Here is a 17,580-nt window from a genome sequence, read left to right as displayed (position 1 = left end):
TCAACAGTAGAGGCGCAGGAGGTCCTCTTCGGTCTCGCGGCGGACGATGGTCCTGGCCAGGCCGTCGCGGACGGCGATGACGGGCGGGCGCGGCACGTGGTTGTAGTTGCTGGCCATGGAGCGCTGGTAGGCGCCGGAGACGGGCACGGCGATGAGGTCGCCCGGTTGGAGGTCGGCGGGCAGGGCGATGTCGCGGACGAGGATGTCGCCGCTCTCGCAGTGCTTGCCGACGACGGTGACCGTCCGCTCCGGCGCGTCCGAGGCCCGCGAGGCCAGCACGGCGGTGTACGGCGAGCCGTACATGGCGGGCCGCGGGTTGTCGCTCATGCCGCCGTCGACGCTGACGTGGGCTGCCTTGACGGTGCCGACCTCGTAGAGGGCGACGGTGGACGGCCCGGCGATGGACCGTCCCGGTTCGACGGCCAGGCGCAGCCCGCCGGTCTCCTTCTCGAGGACGGTCACCAGCTCTGCCGGGGTGGGCGCCGGGTCGGAGGGGCGGTAGGCGACGCCGAGCCCGCCCCCGAGGTCGAGCCGCGTGACGCCGCACTCGGCGGCGAAGGCCGCCATCCTGGCCGCCGCCTGGGCGAACCCGTCGAGGGCGGTGAGCTGGGAGCCGATGTGGGAGTGCAGGCCGTGCAGCTCCAGCGAGGGTTCGTCGCGGACGCGGCGTACGGCACGCGCGGCGTCGCCCCTGGCCAGGGAGAAGCCGAACTTGGAGTCGTCGCCGCCGGTGGCGATGGACTTGTGGGTGGCCGCCTCGACGCCGGGGGTGACGCGGATCATGACCTGCTGGACGATGCCGAGCTCGGTGGCGAGGGCGGCCAGGCGGGTGAGTTCGGTGAGGGAGTCGGCGACGACGCAGCCGATGCCCCATTCCAGGGCGCGGCGCAGCTCGGCGGGCGACTTGTTGTTGCCGTGGAAGACGACGCGCTCGGGCGGCATGCCGCCGGCCTGGGCGACGGCGAGCTCTCCTCCGGTGCACACGTCGAGGGACAGGCCGAGCTCGTCGAGCCAGCGGACGATCTCGGGGCAGAGGAAGGCCTTGCCGCCGTAGTGGACGTCGCCGCCGGGCAGCGCGTCGAGCCAGGTCTGGCAGCGGGCGCGGAAGTCGGCCTCGTCGAGGAGGTAGGCGGGGGTGCCGTGCTCGTGGGCGAGCTGGCGGACGCCGACGCCGCCGAGGTGCAGCTCGCCGCCGGTCCAGGTGGCGGTGCGCGGCCACACGGTGTCGAAGGTCATGATCAGGAATCGTAGGGAATCTTCTCGCGGGTCCGACTGGAGCATCGACGGATTCGTTGCTCAGAACCGTAAGCATTCATCTTCGGTGGGCTCGCGCGAGGCGCTCGGTCAGGATGGCGATCATGTTGTTGATCACGGGCGGGTTGCTGGCTGACGGGACGGGGGCGGCGTTACGGCCCGCCGACGTGGTGGTGGAGGACGGGCGGATCCGGGTGCTGCCCCCGGGCACGCCGGTGGACGCGGAGGTCCTGGACGCCAGGGGGCTCGTGGTGGCGCCGGGGTTCATCGACGTGCACACGCATTCTGACGCGGCCTCGCTCCTGGGGGTGGAGGAGCTCGCGGCGGCGCCGGTGCGGATGGGGGTGACGACCGAGATCTGCGGCAACTGCGGGTCCGGGCTGTTTCCCGCGCTGCCCGAGCGGATCCCGGAGATGCGGGGTTCCAGCAAGGCGGGCTTCGGCGGCGAGGTGCCGATTTTTCAGGATTTTTCGGGGTTCGCCGAGGCTCATGGCCGGGTGCCGCGCTCCAACCATCTGAGCTCCCTGGTGGGGCATGGCACGTTGCGTGCCGGGGTGGTGGGGTATGCCGACCGGGCGGCTTCGCCGTACGAGCTGGGGGTCATGGGGGGCCTGCTGGACGACGCCCTGGCCGCGGGCGCGGCGGGGCTGTCGACCGGGCTGATCTACACGCCGGGCACCTACGGCGACACGGCGGAGGTGGTGGCGCTGGCCAAGGTCGCCGCCAGGTACGGCAGGCCGTACGTCACGCACCTGCGCGACGAGATGGCGCGCGTCGAGGAGGCCCTGGAGGAGGCCGTCGAGATCGCCCGCGGCAGCGGCGCCGCCCTGCACATCTCGCACCACAAGACGGCGGGAAAGCACGCCTGGGGCAGGACGGAACGCACCCTGGCCAGGATCGCCGCCCTGCGCGCGAGCGGCATGGACGTCACCTGCGACGTCTACCCCTACACGGAGGCCTCCACGTCGCTGTCGGCGATGTTGCCGCCGTGGGCGAACGAGGGCGGCATGCCCGCGCTGCTGCGCCGCCTGGAGGACCGCGGCCAGCGGGCCAGGATGCGCGCGGCCATCGCGGACGGCGTGCCCGGCTGGGAGAACACCGTCGGCAACGGCGGCTGGGACCGCATCTCGGTGGCCTGCGCGAGCCGCAGCCCGCACACGGAGGGGTCGACCATCCAGGAGCTGGGCGGGGATCCCGTCGACACCGTGGCGGAGCTGCTGCTGGCCGAGCGCGGCGAGGTGACGATCATCAGCCATTCAATGCGCGAGGACGACGTGTGCCGGGTCCTGTCCAGCGACTTCTGCATGATCGGCTCCGACGGGGTGCCCAAGCCGGGCCACCCGCACCCGCGCCTGGCCGGGACCTTCCCCCGGGTGCTCGGCCGTTACGTGCGCGAGCAGGGGCTCCTCACGCTGGAGCAGGCGGTGCACAGGATGACCGGGATGGCCGCCGCCAGGTTCGGGCTGGGCGGGCGCGGCGTGGTGCGCGACGGGGCGCACGGCGACCTGGTGGTGTTCGACCCGGCGACGATCGCCGACGGCGCCACCTATGCTGAGCCGTTGCTGCCGCCGGTCGGGCTGCGCGCGGTCGTGACGGCCGGGCGGGTCGTGGTGCGCGACGGCACGCTGACCGAGGCCAGGCCGGGAAGGATCGTCACCCCATGAAGCTCGCCGTGTGCGCGGGGGACCTGCGCAGCAACGAGGACCTCGAACTGCCCCTGGCCAGCGTCGGCAAGCTCCTGCTGCTGGCCGAGGTGGCGATGGGCGCCGACCTGTCCGCGCGGATCACCCTGCTGGAGGAGGACTTCTGCGGCGGTTCCGGGCTGCTGCCGGTGCTGACGGCCAGGGAGTGGACCGTCGGAGACCTGGCGGTGCTGACGGCCTCGGTGAGCGACAACACCGCCACGAACGCGTTGCTGCGCCACGTGGGCCTGGGCCGGGTCAACGCGGCGGCCGCCGCGCTGGGGCTGCGCCGTACGAGGCTGCTGGACCGGATCAGGGAGCCGCGCGGGCCCGAGCACCCGCCGACGTTCGCGCTCGGCACGGCCAGGGAGCTGGCCGGGTTCGCCGCGCTGCTCAAGGGGAGCGAGCCGTGGCAGGTACGGCTGCGCGGCTGGATGCTGGCCAACACCGACCACGGCCTGGTGCCCGCCCTGGTCAGGCACGATCCGGAGAGCGGCTGGGTGGCCAACAAGACGGGCACCGACGACGGCGTCAGGGCCGACGTGGGCCTCATGGGCGGCCTCCCCTACGCGGTGCTCGCCGCCGGCCCGCCGGGCTCCGACGAGGACCTGGTGCGTGCCGTACGGCAGGCGGGTCTGGAGATCGCCGCGCTAGCGCAGGGCGGGGTCCATGGAGGTGCGTAGCTGCGCCGCCGCGGTGCGCAGGTAGGCGACGAAGGAGCGGGAGGCGGGGTTGGGGTTGGTGGGCCGCTGCGCCACCCCGATCCTGCGGAACAGGTGCGGCGTCTGCAGCCGCCTGATCTGCACCCCGGTGACGCCCTGCAGCCCGAGGCTGGGCACGAGCGCCACCCCGAGCCCGGCCCTGACCAGGCCGATCGTCACCTCGTAGTGGTCGCTACGGCAGCGGATCTGCGGCGTGAACCCCTCGATGGCCGCGGCCCGCTCCAGGGTGGAGACGGGGTGCTCGGCGCCGAACGTGGTGATCCACGGCTCGTCCTTCAGGTCGGCCAGCCGTACCTTGGGCCGCATCCCCGCCGGGTGCCCGCCGGGGACCACGAGCAGTTGCGGCTCCTCGAACAGCGGCAGCACCTCCACGCCCTCGGGGCACTTCCACGGGTCGAGGGCGTGCTCGAACACCACCAGCACGTCCAGCGCGCCCCGTTCGAGGTCCTGGAGCAGCTCGTACGGCTGGCCCTCCACGAGGTCGAGCGCCACCGCCGGGTAGCGGGCGGCGAACCGCGACAGCGCCAGCGGCAGCAGCCGATAGCCCGCCGAGGCGAAGAACCCGATGCGCAGCTGCCCGGCGTCGACCCTGGCCTGCGCCAGGAGGTCCTTCTCCGCCGTCTCCAGGATGTCCATGACCTCCTGGGCCCTGATGGCCAGCCGTCTGCCCGCCTCGGTCAGGCGCAGGCTCTGCGCGCCGCGCTCGACGAGGCCGACGCCCGCCTCGTCCTCCAGCCTGGTCAGCTGGTGGGAGACGGCGGACGGCGACAGCTTGAGGTTGCGTGCCGCGCCGGCGATGGAGCCGGTGCGGAAGACCTCGAGGATGACGCGCAGGCGGTTGGAACTGAGCACAGGGCAAGCGTAAGGGCCCCGCTTCCGCGAGGCCCTTATGCGTATTGCTACAGGTACTGGCCGGTGTTGGCCACTGTGTCTATGCTGCGGCCGGCCTCGGAGCCCGTCTTGCCGGAGACCAGCGTGCGGATGTAGACGATCCGCTCGCCCTTCTTGCCGGAGATGCGCGCCCAGTCGTCGGGGTTGGTGGTGTTGGGCAGGTCCTCGTTCTCGGAGAACTCGTCCACGCAGGCCGCCAGCAGGTGCTGCACCCGCAGGCCCTTCTGCCCGGTCTCGAGGAACTGCTTGATCGCCATCTTCTTGGCCCGGTCCACGATGTTCTGGATCATGGCGCCGGAGTTGAAGTCCTTGAAGTAGAGGACTTCCTTGTCGCCGTTGGCGTAGGTCACCTCGAGGAAGCGGTTCTCCTCGCTCTCGGTGTACATGCGCTCGACGGCGGCCTGGATCATGCCGTGCACGGCGCCCTCGCGGGAGTCTTCGTGCTCCTTGAGGTCGTCGGGGTGCAGCGGCAGCTCGGCGATGAGGTACTTGGAGAAGATGTCCTTGGCCGCCTCGGCGTCCGGCCGCTCGATCTTGATCTTGACGTCCAGGCGGCCTGGCCGCAGGATCGCCGGGTCGATCATGTCCTCGCGGTTGGAGGCGCCGATGACGATGACGTTCTCCAGGCCCTCGACACCGTCGATCTCGCTGAGCAGCTGCGGGACGATGGTGTTCTCGACGTCGGACGACACGCCGGATCCGCGGGTGCGGAAGATCGAGTCCATCTCGTCGAAGAACACGATCACCGGGGTGCCCTCTGAGGCCTTCTCACGGGCTCGCTGGAAGACCAGGCGGATGTGCCGCTCGGTCTCGCCGACGTACTTGTTGAGCAGCTCCGGGCCCTTGATGTTGAGGAAGAAGCTCTTGCCCGACTGTCCGGTCTTCTCCGCGACCTGCTTGGCCAGGGAGTTGGCGACGGCCTTGGCGATGAGCGTCTTGCCGCACCCGGGCGGGCCGTACAGCAGCACGCCCTTGGGGGGACGGAGTTTGTGCTCGCGGAACAGGTCGGCGTGCAGGTAGGGCAGCTCGATGGCGTCCCTGATCTGCTCGATCTGCCGCATGAGGCCACCGATCTCCTCGTAGGAGATGTCGGGGACCTCTTCGAGCACCAGCTCTTCGACTTCTGACTTGGGGATGCGCTCGTAGACGTAGCCGGAGCGGGGCTCCAGCAGCAACGAGTCGCCTGCGCGGATCGGCTGGTCGAGCAGCGACTCGGCCAGGCGGACGACCCTTTCCTCGTCGGCGTGCGAGATGACCAGGGCGCGCTGCCCGTCTTCGAGCAGCTCCTTGAGCATCACGATCTCGCCGAGCTCTTCGTAGCCGAGGGCCTCGACGATGTTCAGGGCCTCGTTGAGCATGACCTCCTGGCCACGCCTGAGCCCGTCCACGTCGACGGCCGGGCTGACGTTGACCCGGAGTTTGCGGCCGCCGGTGAAGACCTCCACCGTGCCGTCTTCCCTGGCCTCGAGGAAGACGCCGAAACCGGACGGCGGCTGCGCCAACCGGTCGACTTCCTCCTTGAGGGCGACGATCTGGTCCCTGGCCTCCTTGAGCGTGGACACGAGCCGTTCGTTCTGGCTGGTTACCGCAGCCAGATTGGCCTGTGCCTCGTGGAGGCGCTCTTCGAGGACCCTGGCCTGACGGGGTGACTCCGCCAGTTTCCGACGCAGCGCAGTGATCTCTTCCTGGAGGAAGGAGACCTGTGTTGAAAGATCTGCGACCTCCCGTTCGCGCTGCGCGGCTCGAGCCTCAGCATCATCGCGAGCTGCCACGCCCCGTCACCTCCTTCCCAGTCGAGAGCGACTACTTAGGACCTTACCCATCTCCCGGCTTTCCGCTACCTGCCCGGAAAGTGTTCGTACAGTGACGTTAAGTATTTGGTGAATAATCCCTATTAGTGCGTTTAGTCCTAGCAGCATATGAACACGGTGATCTGTTCCCGTGTCACGCACCAACGCACCACCGTGGCTGAATTGTCATACTTCCTCGGTGCTTCCCTTCGGACGTCTGCGGCGTGGCGGAGGAGTCACCCCGTCCGCCATGCGGCGGGCTGTGACGAGGAAACCGGTGTGGCCGACCATGCGGTGATCGGGCCGGACAGCCAGTCCTTCGACATGCCAGTCGCGAGACAGGGTCTCCCACGCGTGGGGCTCGGTGAAACTCCCGTGCTCCCTGATGCATTCCACCGTCTTCGACATCTGGGTGGTCGTGGCGACGTAACAGCAGATCACCCCGCCGGGGGTGAGCGCCTTGGCCGCGGCGTCGACGCACTCCCAGGGGGCGAGCATGTCGAGGATGACGCGGTCCACGTCGGTCTCGTCGATGGAGTCGACCAGGTCGCCGACGACCAGGCGCCAGGTGTCGTCCATGGGGCCGCCGTAGAACTTCTCCACGTTGGTCCTGGCCACGTCGGCGAAGTCCTGGCGGCGCTCGTAGGAGGTGAGCTTGCCCTCGGGGCCCACGGCGCGCAGGAGGAAGCAGGTGAGCGCGCCTGAGCCTACGCCGGCCTCGATCACCCGGGCGCCGGGGAAGATGTCGGCCATGCCGACGATCTGGGCGGCGTCCTTGGGGTAGATCACGGCGGCGCCGCGGGGCATGGACAGCGTGTAGTCCTGCAGGAGGTGCCTGAAGGCCAGGTATTGAGTCCCGCTCGCCGACCGCACCACCGACCCTTCTGGCTGGCCGATGAGGTCGCTGTGCGGGATCGCACCCTTGTGGGTGTGGAAGACGCCGTCGACCTTGAGCGTGATGGTATGGCGCTTGTTCTTGGGGTCGGTGAGCTGCACCTGATCCCCGGGCTGGAACGGCCCGTGCCTGCGGAAACCCATGGCAGAAAGGCTAGAGGCAGTTCGGCGCACTACGTACCACCCGGCAGGGTTCCCCTCCACGCGAACACCCGCCCTCTCGCGACGTCCCATCGCTGGTGCTCATGGGAGCGCTTGTGAGGGTCACGGGCGTCTGCGGGTCGAGAGCCTCCACCAAAGGGCGAGGTCTCGGGGCGCGCCGTAGCCGTGAAGGCCACCAGGGCGGTGGCGGGAGATGAGTCGTGGGGTCGAGAGTCGGCGGTCAGGGCAGGGGGTTGGGGTTTCGACTCGCGGGGGGCTGGGAGGGCTTGATAGCAATGGACCATGTTTCCCCGCGAAGTGATCGCCACCGGCTCCCTGGTTCTCCGCCCGCCCGCCCCGCACGACGCGGACGCGATCATCCGGGCCAACGCCGACCCCGTGACGCGGCGCTTCCTGACCCTCCTCCCCGTGCCCTACACCCTCGACGACGCCCACGACTACCTCAAGCTCGCCGAGGCCAAATGGGCCAACGGCGGCGCCGAGTTCACCATCACCGACGCCACGACGGGCGAGTACCTGGGCACCGTGGGGGTCCAGCCCCCCGACCGGTGGGGCTCGCTGGAGATCGGTTACGCGCTGGCCCCCTGGGCGCGCGGCAAGGGTGTGGCCACGGCAGCGGTGCGCGCGGTGACGCAGTGGGCGTTCGACCACGGCGTCCACCGCGTGGTGCTGATCGCCGAGGTGGAGAACGTTCCCAGCCTGAAGGTCGCCTACGGCGCGGGTTTCGTCCAGGAGGGCGTCCAGCGCGAGGCGAAGGTGCTGCGTGACGGCCGCAGGGCCGACTGGGTGGTGTTCGCCAGGCTGGCCACCGACGCGGGCCTGGCGTCCGCGCCGTACCTGCCCGTCTTCGACGAGCTCACCGACGGCGTCGTACGGCTGGAGCCGATCACGGCGGCCGACTCCGGCGACTTCTACGCGATGCTGCAGGACCCGGTCGTGGACAGGTACCGCTTCGGCCCCGCTCCCACGGAGGCCGACATCGAGCGCCGCTGCCGCTACACCGGCTACTGGTGGGTGTCCGGCCAGCGGATCGAACTGGCGGTGCGGGACGCCGGCAGTGGCGCGTTCGCCGGGCATCTGCAGCTGATGCAGGTGGTGCAGGCGCTGGATCAGGCGATGGTGGGCTATTCGCTGGTGCCGGAGTTCCGCGGCAAGGGGTTCATGACGCGGGCCGTCCGGCTCCTGGTGGACTGGGCGTTCGACAACACCTCGCTGCACCGGATCCTGGCGGGCACGGACGCGTCCAACACCGCCTCGCACCAGGTGCTGGAGCGGGCCGGGTTCGAGCGGGTGGCGACGCACCGGGAGCTGTTCCCCCAGCCGGACGGCTCGTGGACCGACGACGTGGAATGGCTACGCCTTCGTCCCCAGAAGGGGTGAGAAATCCGAATTTCCGGTTGAGGTATGGCCAAGGGCGGTCCAGGGGGTGATACTCCGAGTCACCGCCTCTGTGAGGCCTGTGATCGTCCAGGCCGCCGCCTCCGCCTGTGGGACACCTATGACCATCGCCTGCGTCGATGAGCTCATCGACACCTTCGCGTGCCTGAACGCCGAGGAGCTGCGCGCCCGCCTCGCCGGTTCCGCCGCCGTCCTGGCGGCTGTGCCGTACGCGGGGTTCGTGGCGGTGGATCCGCTGCAGGAGCAGGCGTCGCTGGCGCACGTGCACGGTCCTTCGCGCGATCCGCTGCGGGTGCGCGGGTGGCTGGCGCACTCGGGGGTGCTGAAGACGCTGGCGACCTCGTCCGATCCGGTGGCGCTGCCGTGGGATCCGGCGTGCGGCGAGCCTGGGTTCCTGGCGGTGCCGGTGCCGCTGGCCACGTTCGACGGGGCGTTCCTGTGGGTGGCCGGACGGCCGTTCGACGACGGGGACGAGCATCTGCTGGGGCGCTTCGCGGTGGCGTGCGGCCGGGCGATGGAGGCGGCGCAGGGCCTGGAGGCGGCGATCCGCCTATTGCGCGGGGTCCACGCCTTCCGCTGCTAGGACAGCCGCCTCCGCGCCTTCGCCCTGACCTTGGGCGACGACGTGGAAGCCTGATCGACGGCCCCCTTGCGGAACCCGCGGAGATCGCCGCGCTGGTGGCGCTGGTGGCCAGCCCCTGGGGCGCCTCCGTCGAGTGCGCCAACCCACCGTCAACTGACCGCCCGCTCAGTCCTTGGCGGCGTGCAGGGCCTCGCGCAGCAGGGTGTCGACCTGGCGGACGACCAGGTCCACGTCGATCTCGCCGCGCAGGTCGAGCTCGGTGACCCGCTGGCCCACACGCAGCTTCAGCGCCACGTCGCTCCCCCGCATCCGCAGCCAGAACTCCACCGTCTTGGCCAGCGCCAGCACCTGAGGCTCGGTCTCGACGCCGACCAGCAGCGCGGGCTGCTGCCCGAGACGGCCGGGCTGCGGCGTGCCGTACGAGAAGTCGAGCGAGCCGCGCAGGACGTCGACGTCGGACAGCCACTCGCGCAGCGAGTGCAACTGGTCGGCGTGGCCTTCGATGGCGACGACGGGCATGGAGGTCCTCACTTCACGATGGCGGCCAGCCTGGCCGAGGTGATCCTGATCAGGTCGGCCGGGTCCAGTTCGAGTTCGAGCCCGTGCCTGCCGCTGGAGACATAAACACTGTCGGCCCCGGCCGCCGCGGTGTCCAGGACGGAGGGCAGGTACGGCAGGGCCAGCGGGCTGAGGATGTCGGCGGCGAGGGTGTCGCTGATGCGCACCACGTCGGCCCTGGTCGCGATCCTGGCGGCGCGCTCGCCGAACGCCCTGGCCAGCGCCGGTTCGTCGATCTCCTGCTCGACGGGCGCTATGGCCAGCACGGCGTGCTCGCCGAGGTAGAGGATGACCGCCTTGAGCATGCGCGCGGGCGGGATCCCGAGCCCGGCGGCGACGGCGGAGCGGGATTTCGTCCGGCCGGGCTCGTGCGGATACGGGTGGAGTGCGAATGAGACGTGGTATTTGCGAAGAATCCGGATTGCGGTGGTTTCCTGCTCGACATCCGCCGTTTCCCGCCCCGGCCGCCGATCCTTAATCCTGGCGAATTTCGTTTTAAGTACGTAGATATACTCAACCAGCGCTTCGGTGAGGGTGACGAGGTCGGCCGCCTCGTCTTTGGTGAGCTTGTCCCCCAGGTGCACGCCCATGTTGCCGAACTCGCGCAACTCCTCCACCAGCCCGGCCATCCACCCATCGATCACCTGGTCGCGGCGCAGCCTGCCGAGCGCGTGGTAGAGGGTCCTGCCGGTGATGCCGTGGTCGGCGCAGATCGCCTCCAGCACCCGCCGCACGTGCAGGGCGGCAGCGGCGGTGGAACCGGTGCGCGCGCAGGCCCTGGCGTCCACGAGCTCCGCCATGACGAGCGCGGGAACCCCGTCGGCCAGGTCCCGGCCGACCGTCGGCCACAACACGGGAGCGGGTCTGGCGGGCAGGTCCTCGGGGTCGGCGTCCGGCCCCACCTCGCCCGACAGCAGCAGCAACGCCTGGCGGCAACTCTGGCAGACGGCCAGCGAATAGGGTCGCAATTCGACCGGCAGAAAAGTCTTGTGCGGCATGTCCGCTTCGCGCGCGAGCGCCTGCCGATCGCAGTTAGGGCAATCGACGTCGAATTTCGCCCCCCATCGTGCCACAGAGGCAAGATATTCGATCACATTTTGCGCAGCAAGGGCGTAATCTCCCCTCTAGGAGGAGGGGCGCATGAAAAGCTGGCCGTTCGCCGGGCGCAGGCAGGAACTCGACCATCTCGTCCGGCTCGCGCGCGACCCCACCTCGCAGGGCGTCCTCATCGCAGGTCCGGCCGGATACGGCAAGACCAGGCTGGCCGCCGAGGTCCTGACGCACTTCCGCCAGGACAAGGTCACCGTGCTGCGCATCCAGGCCACCCAGGCGGGCAGCAGCGTCCCCAACGCCGCCCTGGCCGACCTCATCCCCCGCCACCACCCGCCGCACCTGGCCAGCACGCTGCGCTGGGCGGGCGAGGAACTGCTCGCCCACGCCCGCGGCCGGGTGCTGGTGCTGGCCGTGGACGACGCCCACCTGCTCGACAGCCACTCGGCCGAGGTGATCGCCTCGCTCGTGCGCGCGGGCCAGGCGCGGTTGGTCGGCACGTTCCGCACCTTCGAGCCCTGCCCCGACTCGGTGACGAGACTGTGGCGCGACGGCCAGGTCAGGCGTTACGACGTGGACCCGCTCAGCGAGGGCGACATCACCGCCGTTCTGACCGCCGCGCTGGGCGGCCCGCCGGACGACGCGACGGTGCGCCGGCTGGCCGAGATCACCGAGGGCAACGCGCTGTTCCTGTTCGAGGTGGTGACGGCCGCGACCGCCGGTGGAGCGCTCCACGCGATCCAGGGGGTGTGGAAACTGACCGGCGACCCGCCGCTGGCGCCGCGGCTGGTCGACCTCATCCACGAGCGCATCGGGGCGCTGTCGGGCGAGCTGAAGGACGTGCTGGAATACACGGCGCTGGCCGAGCCGATCGGGGCGCGGACGCTGTCGGCGCTGTGCTCGGAGCCCGCCGTACTCGAAGCGGAGGAGCGCGGGCTGATCAGGGTCGCCGTCGACGGGCGGCGCGAGGTGGCCACGCTGGGCCACCCGCTGTACGGGGAGGTGGCCAGAGAGCGCTGCCCGGAGCTGCGCCGCAGGCGCAGGCACGCCGACCTGGTGGCCGCGCTGGAGCGCACCGGGCTGCGCCGCAGGGACGACACGCTGCGCGCCACGGTGTGGCGGCTCGCCGGTGGGCTCGGCGCGGCCCCTGAGCCGCTGCTGGCCGCCTGCAGGCTGGCGTGGGCGGCTCACGACTACCCCCTGGCGATCAAGCTGGGAGAGGCCGCTCTGGCGGCCGGAGGGGGTACGGCTGCCGCCATCCAGCTCGCCACGCTGCTCGACTACGCCCAGCAGCCCGACCGGGCCAGGGCGGTGCTGGACGCGACGGCCGAGCCGGTCGACGAGCCGTCGATCACGCGGCTGGCGCTGGCCAAGGCGAACAACCTGGCCTGGGGCATGGACTGCCTCGGCGACGCCTTGGACCTGCTGGCGTCGAAGGAGAAGGAGCTGACGTCGGCGCCGCTGAGGCGGCAGCTGGCCGTACGGCGCCTGAGCCTGACCGCGTCGGCAGCCAGGCCCGCCGACGCGATCCGCCTGGCCGAGGACCTCCTCACCTCCGAGGCGGGACCGCGGGCGCAGGCGCTCAGCTCCCACGCCCTCGCCCTCTGTTACGCCGGGCGCACCGAACGGGCCGTCGCCCTCGTGCGCGAGGCCCTCGACGCGGCTCCGGCCTGGCGTGACGAGATCCCGGCGCTGATCTCGCCCCTGCACTCCACGTGGGCCCTGTGCGGCTATTTCTCCGGCGACCTGGGGGTCATGGACCAGGCCATCGCGTCCATGCGCGCCGAGGTCGCCGGCCAGCGCGGATGGTCGCGCGGCGAGGGCAGCCTGGCGCTGGCCCGTGGCCACGCGGCGACCCTGCGTGGGCAGCTCGGGGCGGCGCTGCTGATCCTGCACGCCCCGGCCAACCACGAGACGGCGCTGACGGTGGGCGGCTGCATGGGCGCCTACGCGGCCGTGCAGGCGCTGCGCGGGGAGGCGATCGCGGCCAGGCAGACCCTGGAGGCGTCGCTGGCGCGCAACAGGGCGACGTGGACCGGGTTCATGAAGTGGGTGACGCTGACCCGGGTGTGGATCGCCGCCGCCTCGGGCGACGTGGCCAGGGCGGTGGAGCTGGCCGAGGCGGCCGCTGCCGAGTGCCGGGAGTCCGGGCTGGCCGGGTTCGAGATGGTGGCCCTGCACGACCTGGTACGGCTCGGCGCCCCGGCCACCGCCGTGCGGCGGCTGGAGGAGCTGCGCGAGGTCCAGGACGGTCCCCGGGTACGGCTGGCCGCCCTGCACGCGCGGGCGCTGGCCGAGGGGGACGCGGCGGGGCTGCTGGAGGCGTCGTCGGGGTTCGACGCGCTGGGGCTGCGGCTGTTCGCGGCCGAGGCGGCGGCGCAGGCGGCGGCGCTGCTGCGCAGGCTCAAGGGCGACCGGGCGGCGCGGGCGGCTGCCACGGAGGCGTGGTCACTGGCCGGCGCCTGCCAGGGGCCGGACACCCCGGCGTTGCGCGGGCTGGCGCACCCGGAGCTGACGGACAGGGAGCTGCAGGTCGCCCACCTGACGGCCGAGGGGCTCACGCACCGGGAGATCTCCCAGCGCCTGGGCATCGCCATGCGCACCGCCATGAACCACCGCAACCAGGCTTACTGGAAGCTGGGCGTGAACAGCCCGGCCGAACTCGCCAAGGCCCTGACCCGCTTCCAGTAACGCTTCCCGCGCCGTCGCCGCGGCGGCAGGCGTGTGCGACCGGCCACGGTCGGCGGGTGGGGGGTTCCGCGCTCCGCCGTACCCCCAAAAAGAGGGAAAGCGCCGCACGGGGAAAAACCCCCGGAAACTAGCGTTGTGGTTCGAAGCGCATCGTTCGGGAGACGCCGATGCGGACCGTCGTCCCCGGCGCGATGGTGACCGGCTCGTTCGGCGGGATGTCGTAGAAGTTCGGGTCCCCCGGCGGCTGGATCTGGGTGCCGTTGACCGAGCCGAGGTCGACCAGGTTCACGTCCCACCCGTCCAGCGCCACCCGCAGGTGCCGCCGCGACACCGACCCGTCAGGGCTGGTGACCTTCGCCGGGCGCGCCGACCCGCCGGTCACCTCAGGCGCCCGCTCGGGGTCGCGCCCCAGCAGGTAGTCGGCCTCCAGCGGCAACGCGGCCCCGTCGTCCAGCACGAGGACCCCGAGGGACGGCCTGGGCCCCTTGTAAGGCACCAGGGTGCGCTGCACGAGTGCGATCCCGCAGGTCGCGCAGTAGGGCAGGCGCGGGTCGTTGAAGTGGTCGTTCTTGCAGTCGACGCCGTAGACCATGGGCCGCTGGTCCTGCTCGCCCTGCGGTTCGAACGGGCTGGACGGCTGGGGCTCGAAGGGCCCGTGGTCGGGCGCGGTGCCGTTGCCACCCTGATGAGGCTCCTCGTACGGCGGCACGGCCGACAGCGGGCCGGAGGCGGGACCTCCAGGGCCGAGGTGCGGGATCGGCTCGGACGGCGGCCCCTGGCGTACCTCGTGCGGGTGCTGCTGGTGCGGCCCGGACTGCGGCGGCGGGCCGGGCTGCTGGAACGGCCCCGGCTGGGGCCCGGACGGCGGGCCCTGCAGCGGGTAGGGCGCCGGGTTGACCGGAGGCTGCTCGACCACCGGCTCCTGGCGTGGGGGCACCAGGTCGGGGTCGATGTGGAAGGCCGTGTTGGGCATCTCGCTGGTCAGCGGCCGATCCTGGAGCTGCGGCTGACGCTCCTGAGGCTGGCGTTCCTGCGGCTGACGCTCCTGAGGCTGGCGTTCCTGCGGCTGACGTTCCCGCGGCTGGCGCTCCTGGGGCTGCTGGCGGTCGCCCGTCAGTGGCCTCAGCGGCACCGGCGCCGGTGGCGGCGCGGACTCGGTGAGGTCGCACAGGATGCCGCCGCCCACGACGACACCCCCGTCGAGCCGCACGGCGGGGTGTGCCTGACCCGCCCCTGGCAGGCTCAGCTCCACACGCCGCACGGGCCCGCTCACCAGCCGGTCGGCCCAGGTCAGCGAGTCACTGCCGGACAGACGCAGCTCACCGTCACCGGCTGCGACGACCGCGGTGGCGGAACCGCTCACGAGTACGGCGACGCCGTCCCCCACGGGCCCGGCCACGGCGCACGAGGCCGGGTCGCCCGTCATGGTGCGGGCGAGCACCTGCGCTGCCCGCCTGGCCAGCGCCCTGCCGTCACCGCCGGAGGCCGCGGTCTCGCGGAGCGCCTCCAGCAGGTCGGCACCGGCGGCGTCGGCCGCGTCACACACCAGCAGCAGGCCGCCCATGTGGGCGACCAGCCCGTTGCCAGGAAGCGGACGAACCACCCCGATGCCCAGGTCTGTCACTGAAATCTCCTCCCCGGAACGCCGGCCGTCCTACCAGCCTTACGCATACCCACGCTGCAGCCGCTCGCACACTATCGGCCTGTCTCCCACGTCCACGAATCGCCTGTTGAAAAGGCTGATCACTGCCAAAACACTAGTCCTGGCGCGCCCGTAAGACGAGTGGGACAAATCAGACGCCGATGAAGAGCCGGTTCACGTCCGACGTGGCGAGCACGCCGTAGATCTCGCCACCGCGCTCGACCAGCAGATACTCCCCCGCCGGCGCCTCGCGCATGGCGTCGATGAGCGCCTCGCCCGTGAGGTCCGCCGCGAGCACCATGGACGGTTCCAGCGACTTGGCCAGCGAGCCGGCCGACACCCACGGCCGCCGGTGCTCGGGGGTGGCCTGCACGGCCGCCTCGTTGACGATGGCGACCGGGTGCCCCTCGTGGTCGACGACCACCATCGCGCCCGCGTGCTTCTCCGCCGCCTGGCGCAGCGCCTCGGCCAGCGGCGTCTCGGCGGTGACCGGGATCGCCCTGCGCGCCAGCGTACGGGCGTTGACCTGCGGGATGCGGGCGCGGACCTTGGCCACGCGCAGCGACTGGGTGGCGCCCATCCAGATGAAGATCGCCAGCACCACCGACCACAACATGGTCGGGTGGAGCTGCTGACCGCTCATCGTGGACAGCGCGAACGGCACGACCACCATGACGACGGCCAGCGCCCTGCCGACCCAGGCGGCGACGATGGTGCCCTGGCCCGGGTCGCGGGTGACCTTCCAGACGCCGGCCCGCAGCATCCTGCCGCCGTCGAGCGGCAGGCCGGGGAGCAGGTTGAAGACGCCGACGATGAGGTTGGACACCCACAGCTGCTTGACCAGCATCTCCGGCACGTCGCCGCCGTTGACGACGAACAGGTCGGCGACGAAGCCGATGCCGGCCAGGCCCAGCGACAGCGCCGGGCCGACCGCCGCGACGGCGAACTCCTTGCCCGGGGTCGGCGGTTCCTTCTCGATCTCGGAGACGCCGCCCAGGAGGTAGATGGTGATGCGCCGCACCGGCAGGCCGTAGGCCTTGGCCAGCACGCTGTGGGCCAGCTCGTGCAGCAGGACGGAGACGTAGAGGAGCACGGCGAAGGCGAACGCCACGGCGTAGGCGCCGAGGTCGTCCATGCCGGGGAGGCGGAACACGTCCTTGAAGCTGAAGGTGATGAAAGCCGCGATGATGAACCACGTCCACGAGACGTAGATCGGGATGCCGAAGGGGCTGCCCATGCGGAAACCGGAGAACTGCTGCCGCGGTGCCTGGTCGCTCACCGGTGTTTCACCACTCCTCGAACGTGGGGCTGACTGCCCTTGATGCTACGCGCCTGATCGCGCGACTCTCCTTCCACGGCACCATTCTGTCGGGGTCTTCACCTACAGTGCGGAGCATGACGTTGACCGAGCCCGTGATCATCGGAGCGCTTTCCCCCTCCCGGGCGGGTGATTTCATGACCTGCCCCCTGCTCTACCGGTTCAGGGTCATCGACCAGCTGCCGGAGAAGCCGTCGCAGGCGGCGGTGCGGGGCACGGTCGTCCACGCGGTGCTCGAGCGGCTCTACGACCTTCCTGCCCCGCGGCGCTCCGTCGAAGCGGCCCTCGGCCTGCTGGAGCCGCAGTGGGAGCGGCTGCTGGCCGACGACCCCGCCTATGCCGACATGTTCGCCGACGACGCCGAGCAGGCGGCCTGGCTGGCGCAGGCGCGGGGGATGCTGGAGCGCTATTTCACGCTGGAGGACCCGACACGGCTGGAGCCCGCCGAGCGGGAGCTCTACGTGGAGGCGGTGCTGGACGGCGGGCTGATGCTGCGCGGCTACGTGGACCGGCTGGACGTGGCGCCGACGGGCGAGGTGCGGGTGGTCGACTACAAGACGGGCAGCGCGCCCGGGCCTGATTTCGAGGCCAAGGCGTTGTTCCAGATGAAGTTCTACGCGCTGGTGTTGTGGCGGTTGCGGGGCACGGTGCCGCGGTTGTTGCAGCTGGTGTATCTGGGCGGGGGCGGCGAGGTGTTGCGTTACGCCCCGGACGAGGCCGACCTGCTGGCCACGGAGCGCAAGGTGCGCGCGTTGTGGGCGGCGATCGAGCGTTCTCTGGAGACGGGCGAGTGGCGGGCGCGGCCGAGCCGGTTGTGCGACTGGTGCGACCATCACGCGGTGTGCCCGGAGTTCGGCGGCACGCCCCCACCGGTCCCGGACCGCCAGCCCGGCGACACGGTGCGCAGCAACCGCCGGGCGGCGACAGACGAGCTCTGAGGCGGTA

The 17,580-nt window shown here is 71.2% G+C and carries 14 protein-coding genes; 6 read left to right on the top strand and 8 right to left on the bottom strand.

The window, feature by feature from the left end:
* On the bottom strand, nt 1–1,236 hold the full coding sequence (lysA, locus tag ACIBG8_RS01135; RefSeq protein ID WP_397340390.1) for a diaminopimelate decarboxylase: 1,236 nt from the start codon (nt 1,234–1,236) through the stop codon (nt 1–3).
* Between the two features lie 122 nt (nt 1,237–1,358).
* On the opposite strand from lysA, the gene ACIBG8_RS01130 reads away from it, so the two are divergent.
* Both ACIBG8_RS01130 and ACIBG8_RS01125 read left to right on the top strand, forming a co-directional pair.
* Nucleotides 1,359–2,918: an amidohydrolase family protein gene (locus ACIBG8_RS01130; RefSeq protein ID WP_397340389.1), complete on the top strand. Its 1,560-nt coding sequence runs from the start codon at nt 1,359–1,361 to the stop codon at nt 2,916–2,918.
* Nucleotides 2,915–3,619 (top strand): serine hydrolase, encoded by a 705-nt coding sequence (locus ACIBG8_RS01125; RefSeq protein WP_397340388.1) that lies wholly within the window; start codon nt 2,915–2,917, stop codon nt 3,617–3,619. The genes ACIBG8_RS01130 and ACIBG8_RS01125 overlap by 4 nt, the downstream gene beginning before the upstream one ends.
* Here the strand turns inward: ACIBG8_RS01125 and ACIBG8_RS01120 are convergent.
* From ACIBG8_RS01120 to ACIBG8_RS01110, 3 genes are all read right to left on the bottom strand, one after another.
* Nucleotides 3,587–4,510 (bottom strand): LysR family transcriptional regulator, encoded by a 924-nt coding sequence (locus tag ACIBG8_RS01120; RefSeq protein WP_397340386.1) that lies wholly within the window; start codon nt 4,508–4,510, stop codon nt 3,587–3,589. The genes ACIBG8_RS01125 and ACIBG8_RS01120 overlap by 33 nt on opposite strands.
* A 47-nt stretch (nt 4,511–4,557) precedes the next feature.
* Entirely contained in the window at nt 4,558–6,321 is a 1,764-nt protein-coding gene (gene arc, locus ACIBG8_RS01115; RefSeq protein ID WP_397340385.1) for a proteasome ATPase, read from the bottom strand.
* A gap of 204 nt (nt 6,322–6,525) precedes the next feature.
* A complete protein-coding gene (locus ACIBG8_RS01110; protein WP_397340384.1) occupies nt 6,526–7,377 on the bottom strand; it encodes a tRNA (adenine-N1)-methyltransferase in 852 nt (283 codons plus the stop codon).
* A 300-nt stretch (nt 7,378–7,677) separates the two neighbouring features.
* On the opposite strand from ACIBG8_RS01110, the gene ACIBG8_RS01105 reads away from it, so the two are divergent.
* A complete protein-coding gene (locus ACIBG8_RS01105; RefSeq protein ID WP_397340383.1) occupies nt 7,678–8,775 on the top strand; it encodes a GNAT family N-acetyltransferase in 1,098 nt (365 codons plus the stop codon).
* 118 nt (nt 8,776–8,893) lie between these two features.
* On the top strand, nt 8,894–9,376 hold the full coding sequence (locus ACIBG8_RS01100) for a hypothetical protein (RefSeq protein WP_397340382.1): 483 nt from the start codon (nt 8,894–8,896) through the stop codon (nt 9,374–9,376).
* A gap of 165 nt (nt 9,377–9,541) precedes the next feature.
* Here ACIBG8_RS01100 and ACIBG8_RS01095 read toward each other — a convergent pair whose 3' ends face one another.
* The gene (locus ACIBG8_RS01095; protein ID WP_397340381.1) at nt 9,542–9,895 is read right to left on the bottom strand and encodes a hypothetical protein; all 354 of its coding nucleotides are present in this window, start codon (nt 9,893–9,895) and stop codon (nt 9,542–9,544) included.
* A gap of 8 nt (nt 9,896–9,903) precedes the next feature.
* A complete protein-coding gene (locus ACIBG8_RS01090; RefSeq protein ID WP_397340380.1) occupies nt 9,904–10,932 on the bottom strand; it encodes a DUF4145 domain-containing protein in 1,029 nt (342 codons plus the stop codon).
* Between the two features lie 142 nt (nt 10,933–11,074).
* Here ACIBG8_RS01090 and ACIBG8_RS01085 point away from each other — a divergent pair, with 142 nt between their 5' ends.
* Nucleotides 11,075–13,675: an AAA family ATPase gene (locus ACIBG8_RS01085; RefSeq protein ID WP_397340379.1), complete on the top strand. Its 2,601-nt coding sequence runs from the start codon at nt 11,075–11,077 to the stop codon at nt 13,673–13,675.
* Nucleotides 13,676–13,802: 127 nt separating this feature from the next.
* On the opposite strand, the gene ACIBG8_RS01080 is transcribed toward ACIBG8_RS01085, so the two are convergent.
* Together ACIBG8_RS01080 and ACIBG8_RS01075 are read right to left on the bottom strand one after the other, a co-directional pair.
* Entirely contained in the window at nt 13,803–15,299 is a 1,497-nt protein-coding gene (locus ACIBG8_RS01080; RefSeq protein WP_397340378.1) for an FHA domain-containing protein, read from the bottom strand.
* Between the two features lie 169 nt (nt 15,300–15,468).
* Nucleotides 15,469–16,596, bottom strand: coding sequence for a site-2 protease family protein (locus ACIBG8_RS01075; RefSeq protein ID WP_397340377.1), 1,128 nt, complete (start codon nt 16,594–16,596; stop codon nt 15,469–15,471).
* A gap of 116 nt (nt 16,597–16,712) precedes the next feature.
* On the opposite strand from ACIBG8_RS01075, the gene ACIBG8_RS01070 reads away from it, so the two are divergent.
* Complete coding sequence (locus ACIBG8_RS01070; RefSeq protein ID WP_397340376.1) at nt 16,713–17,573, top strand: RecB family exonuclease; 861 nt, start codon at nt 16,713–16,715, stop codon at nt 17,571–17,573.
* Nucleotides 17,574–17,580: the final 7 nt, after the last annotated feature.

It is taken from the genome of Nonomuraea sp. NPDC050556 (assembly GCF_044457355.1).
Classification (GTDB): Bacteria; Actinomycetota; Actinomycetes; order Streptosporangiales; family Streptosporangiaceae; genus Nonomuraea.
Note: the sequence above shows the minus strand (reverse complement) of the source record. Positions and strands in the feature narration are given on the sequence as shown.

Excerpts from the sequence above, each read along its gene's own strand:
- ACIBG8_RS01125 (WP_397340388.1), top strand. The coding sequence starts at position 2,915 with ATGAAGCTCGCCGTGTGCGCGGGGGACCTGCGCAGCAACGAGGACCTC.
- ACIBG8_RS01110 (WP_397340384.1), bottom strand. The coding sequence starts at position 7,377 with ATGGGTTTCCGCAGGCACGGGCCGTTCCAGCCCGGGGATCAGGTGCAG.
- ACIBG8_RS01105 (WP_397340383.1), top strand. The coding sequence starts at position 7,678 with ATGTTTCCCCGCGAAGTGATCGCCACCGGCTCCCTGGTTCTCCGCCCG.
- ACIBG8_RS01100 (WP_397340382.1), top strand. The coding sequence starts at position 8,894 with ATGACCATCGCCTGCGTCGATGAGCTCATCGACACCTTCGCGTGCCTG.
- lysA (WP_397340390.1), bottom strand. The coding sequence starts at position 1,236 with ATGACCTTCGACACCGTGTGGCCGCGCACCGCCACCTGGACCGGCGGC.
- ACIBG8_RS01085 (WP_397340379.1), top strand. The coding sequence starts at position 11,075 with ATGAAAAGCTGGCCGTTCGCCGGGCGCAGGCAGGAACTCGACCATCTC.
- ACIBG8_RS01090 (WP_397340380.1), bottom strand. The coding sequence starts at position 10,932 with ATGCCGCACAAGACTTTTCTGCCGGTCGAATTGCGACCCTATTCGCTG.
- ACIBG8_RS01070 (WP_397340376.1), top strand. The coding sequence starts at position 16,713 with ATGACGTTGACCGAGCCCGTGATCATCGGAGCGCTTTCCCCCTCCCGG.
- ACIBG8_RS01130 (WP_397340389.1), top strand. The coding sequence starts at position 1,359 with ATGTTGTTGATCACGGGCGGGTTGCTGGCTGACGGGACGGGGGCGGCG.
- ACIBG8_RS01095 (WP_397340381.1), bottom strand. The coding sequence starts at position 9,895 with ATGCCCGTCGTCGCCATCGAAGGCCACGCCGACCAGTTGCACTCGCTG.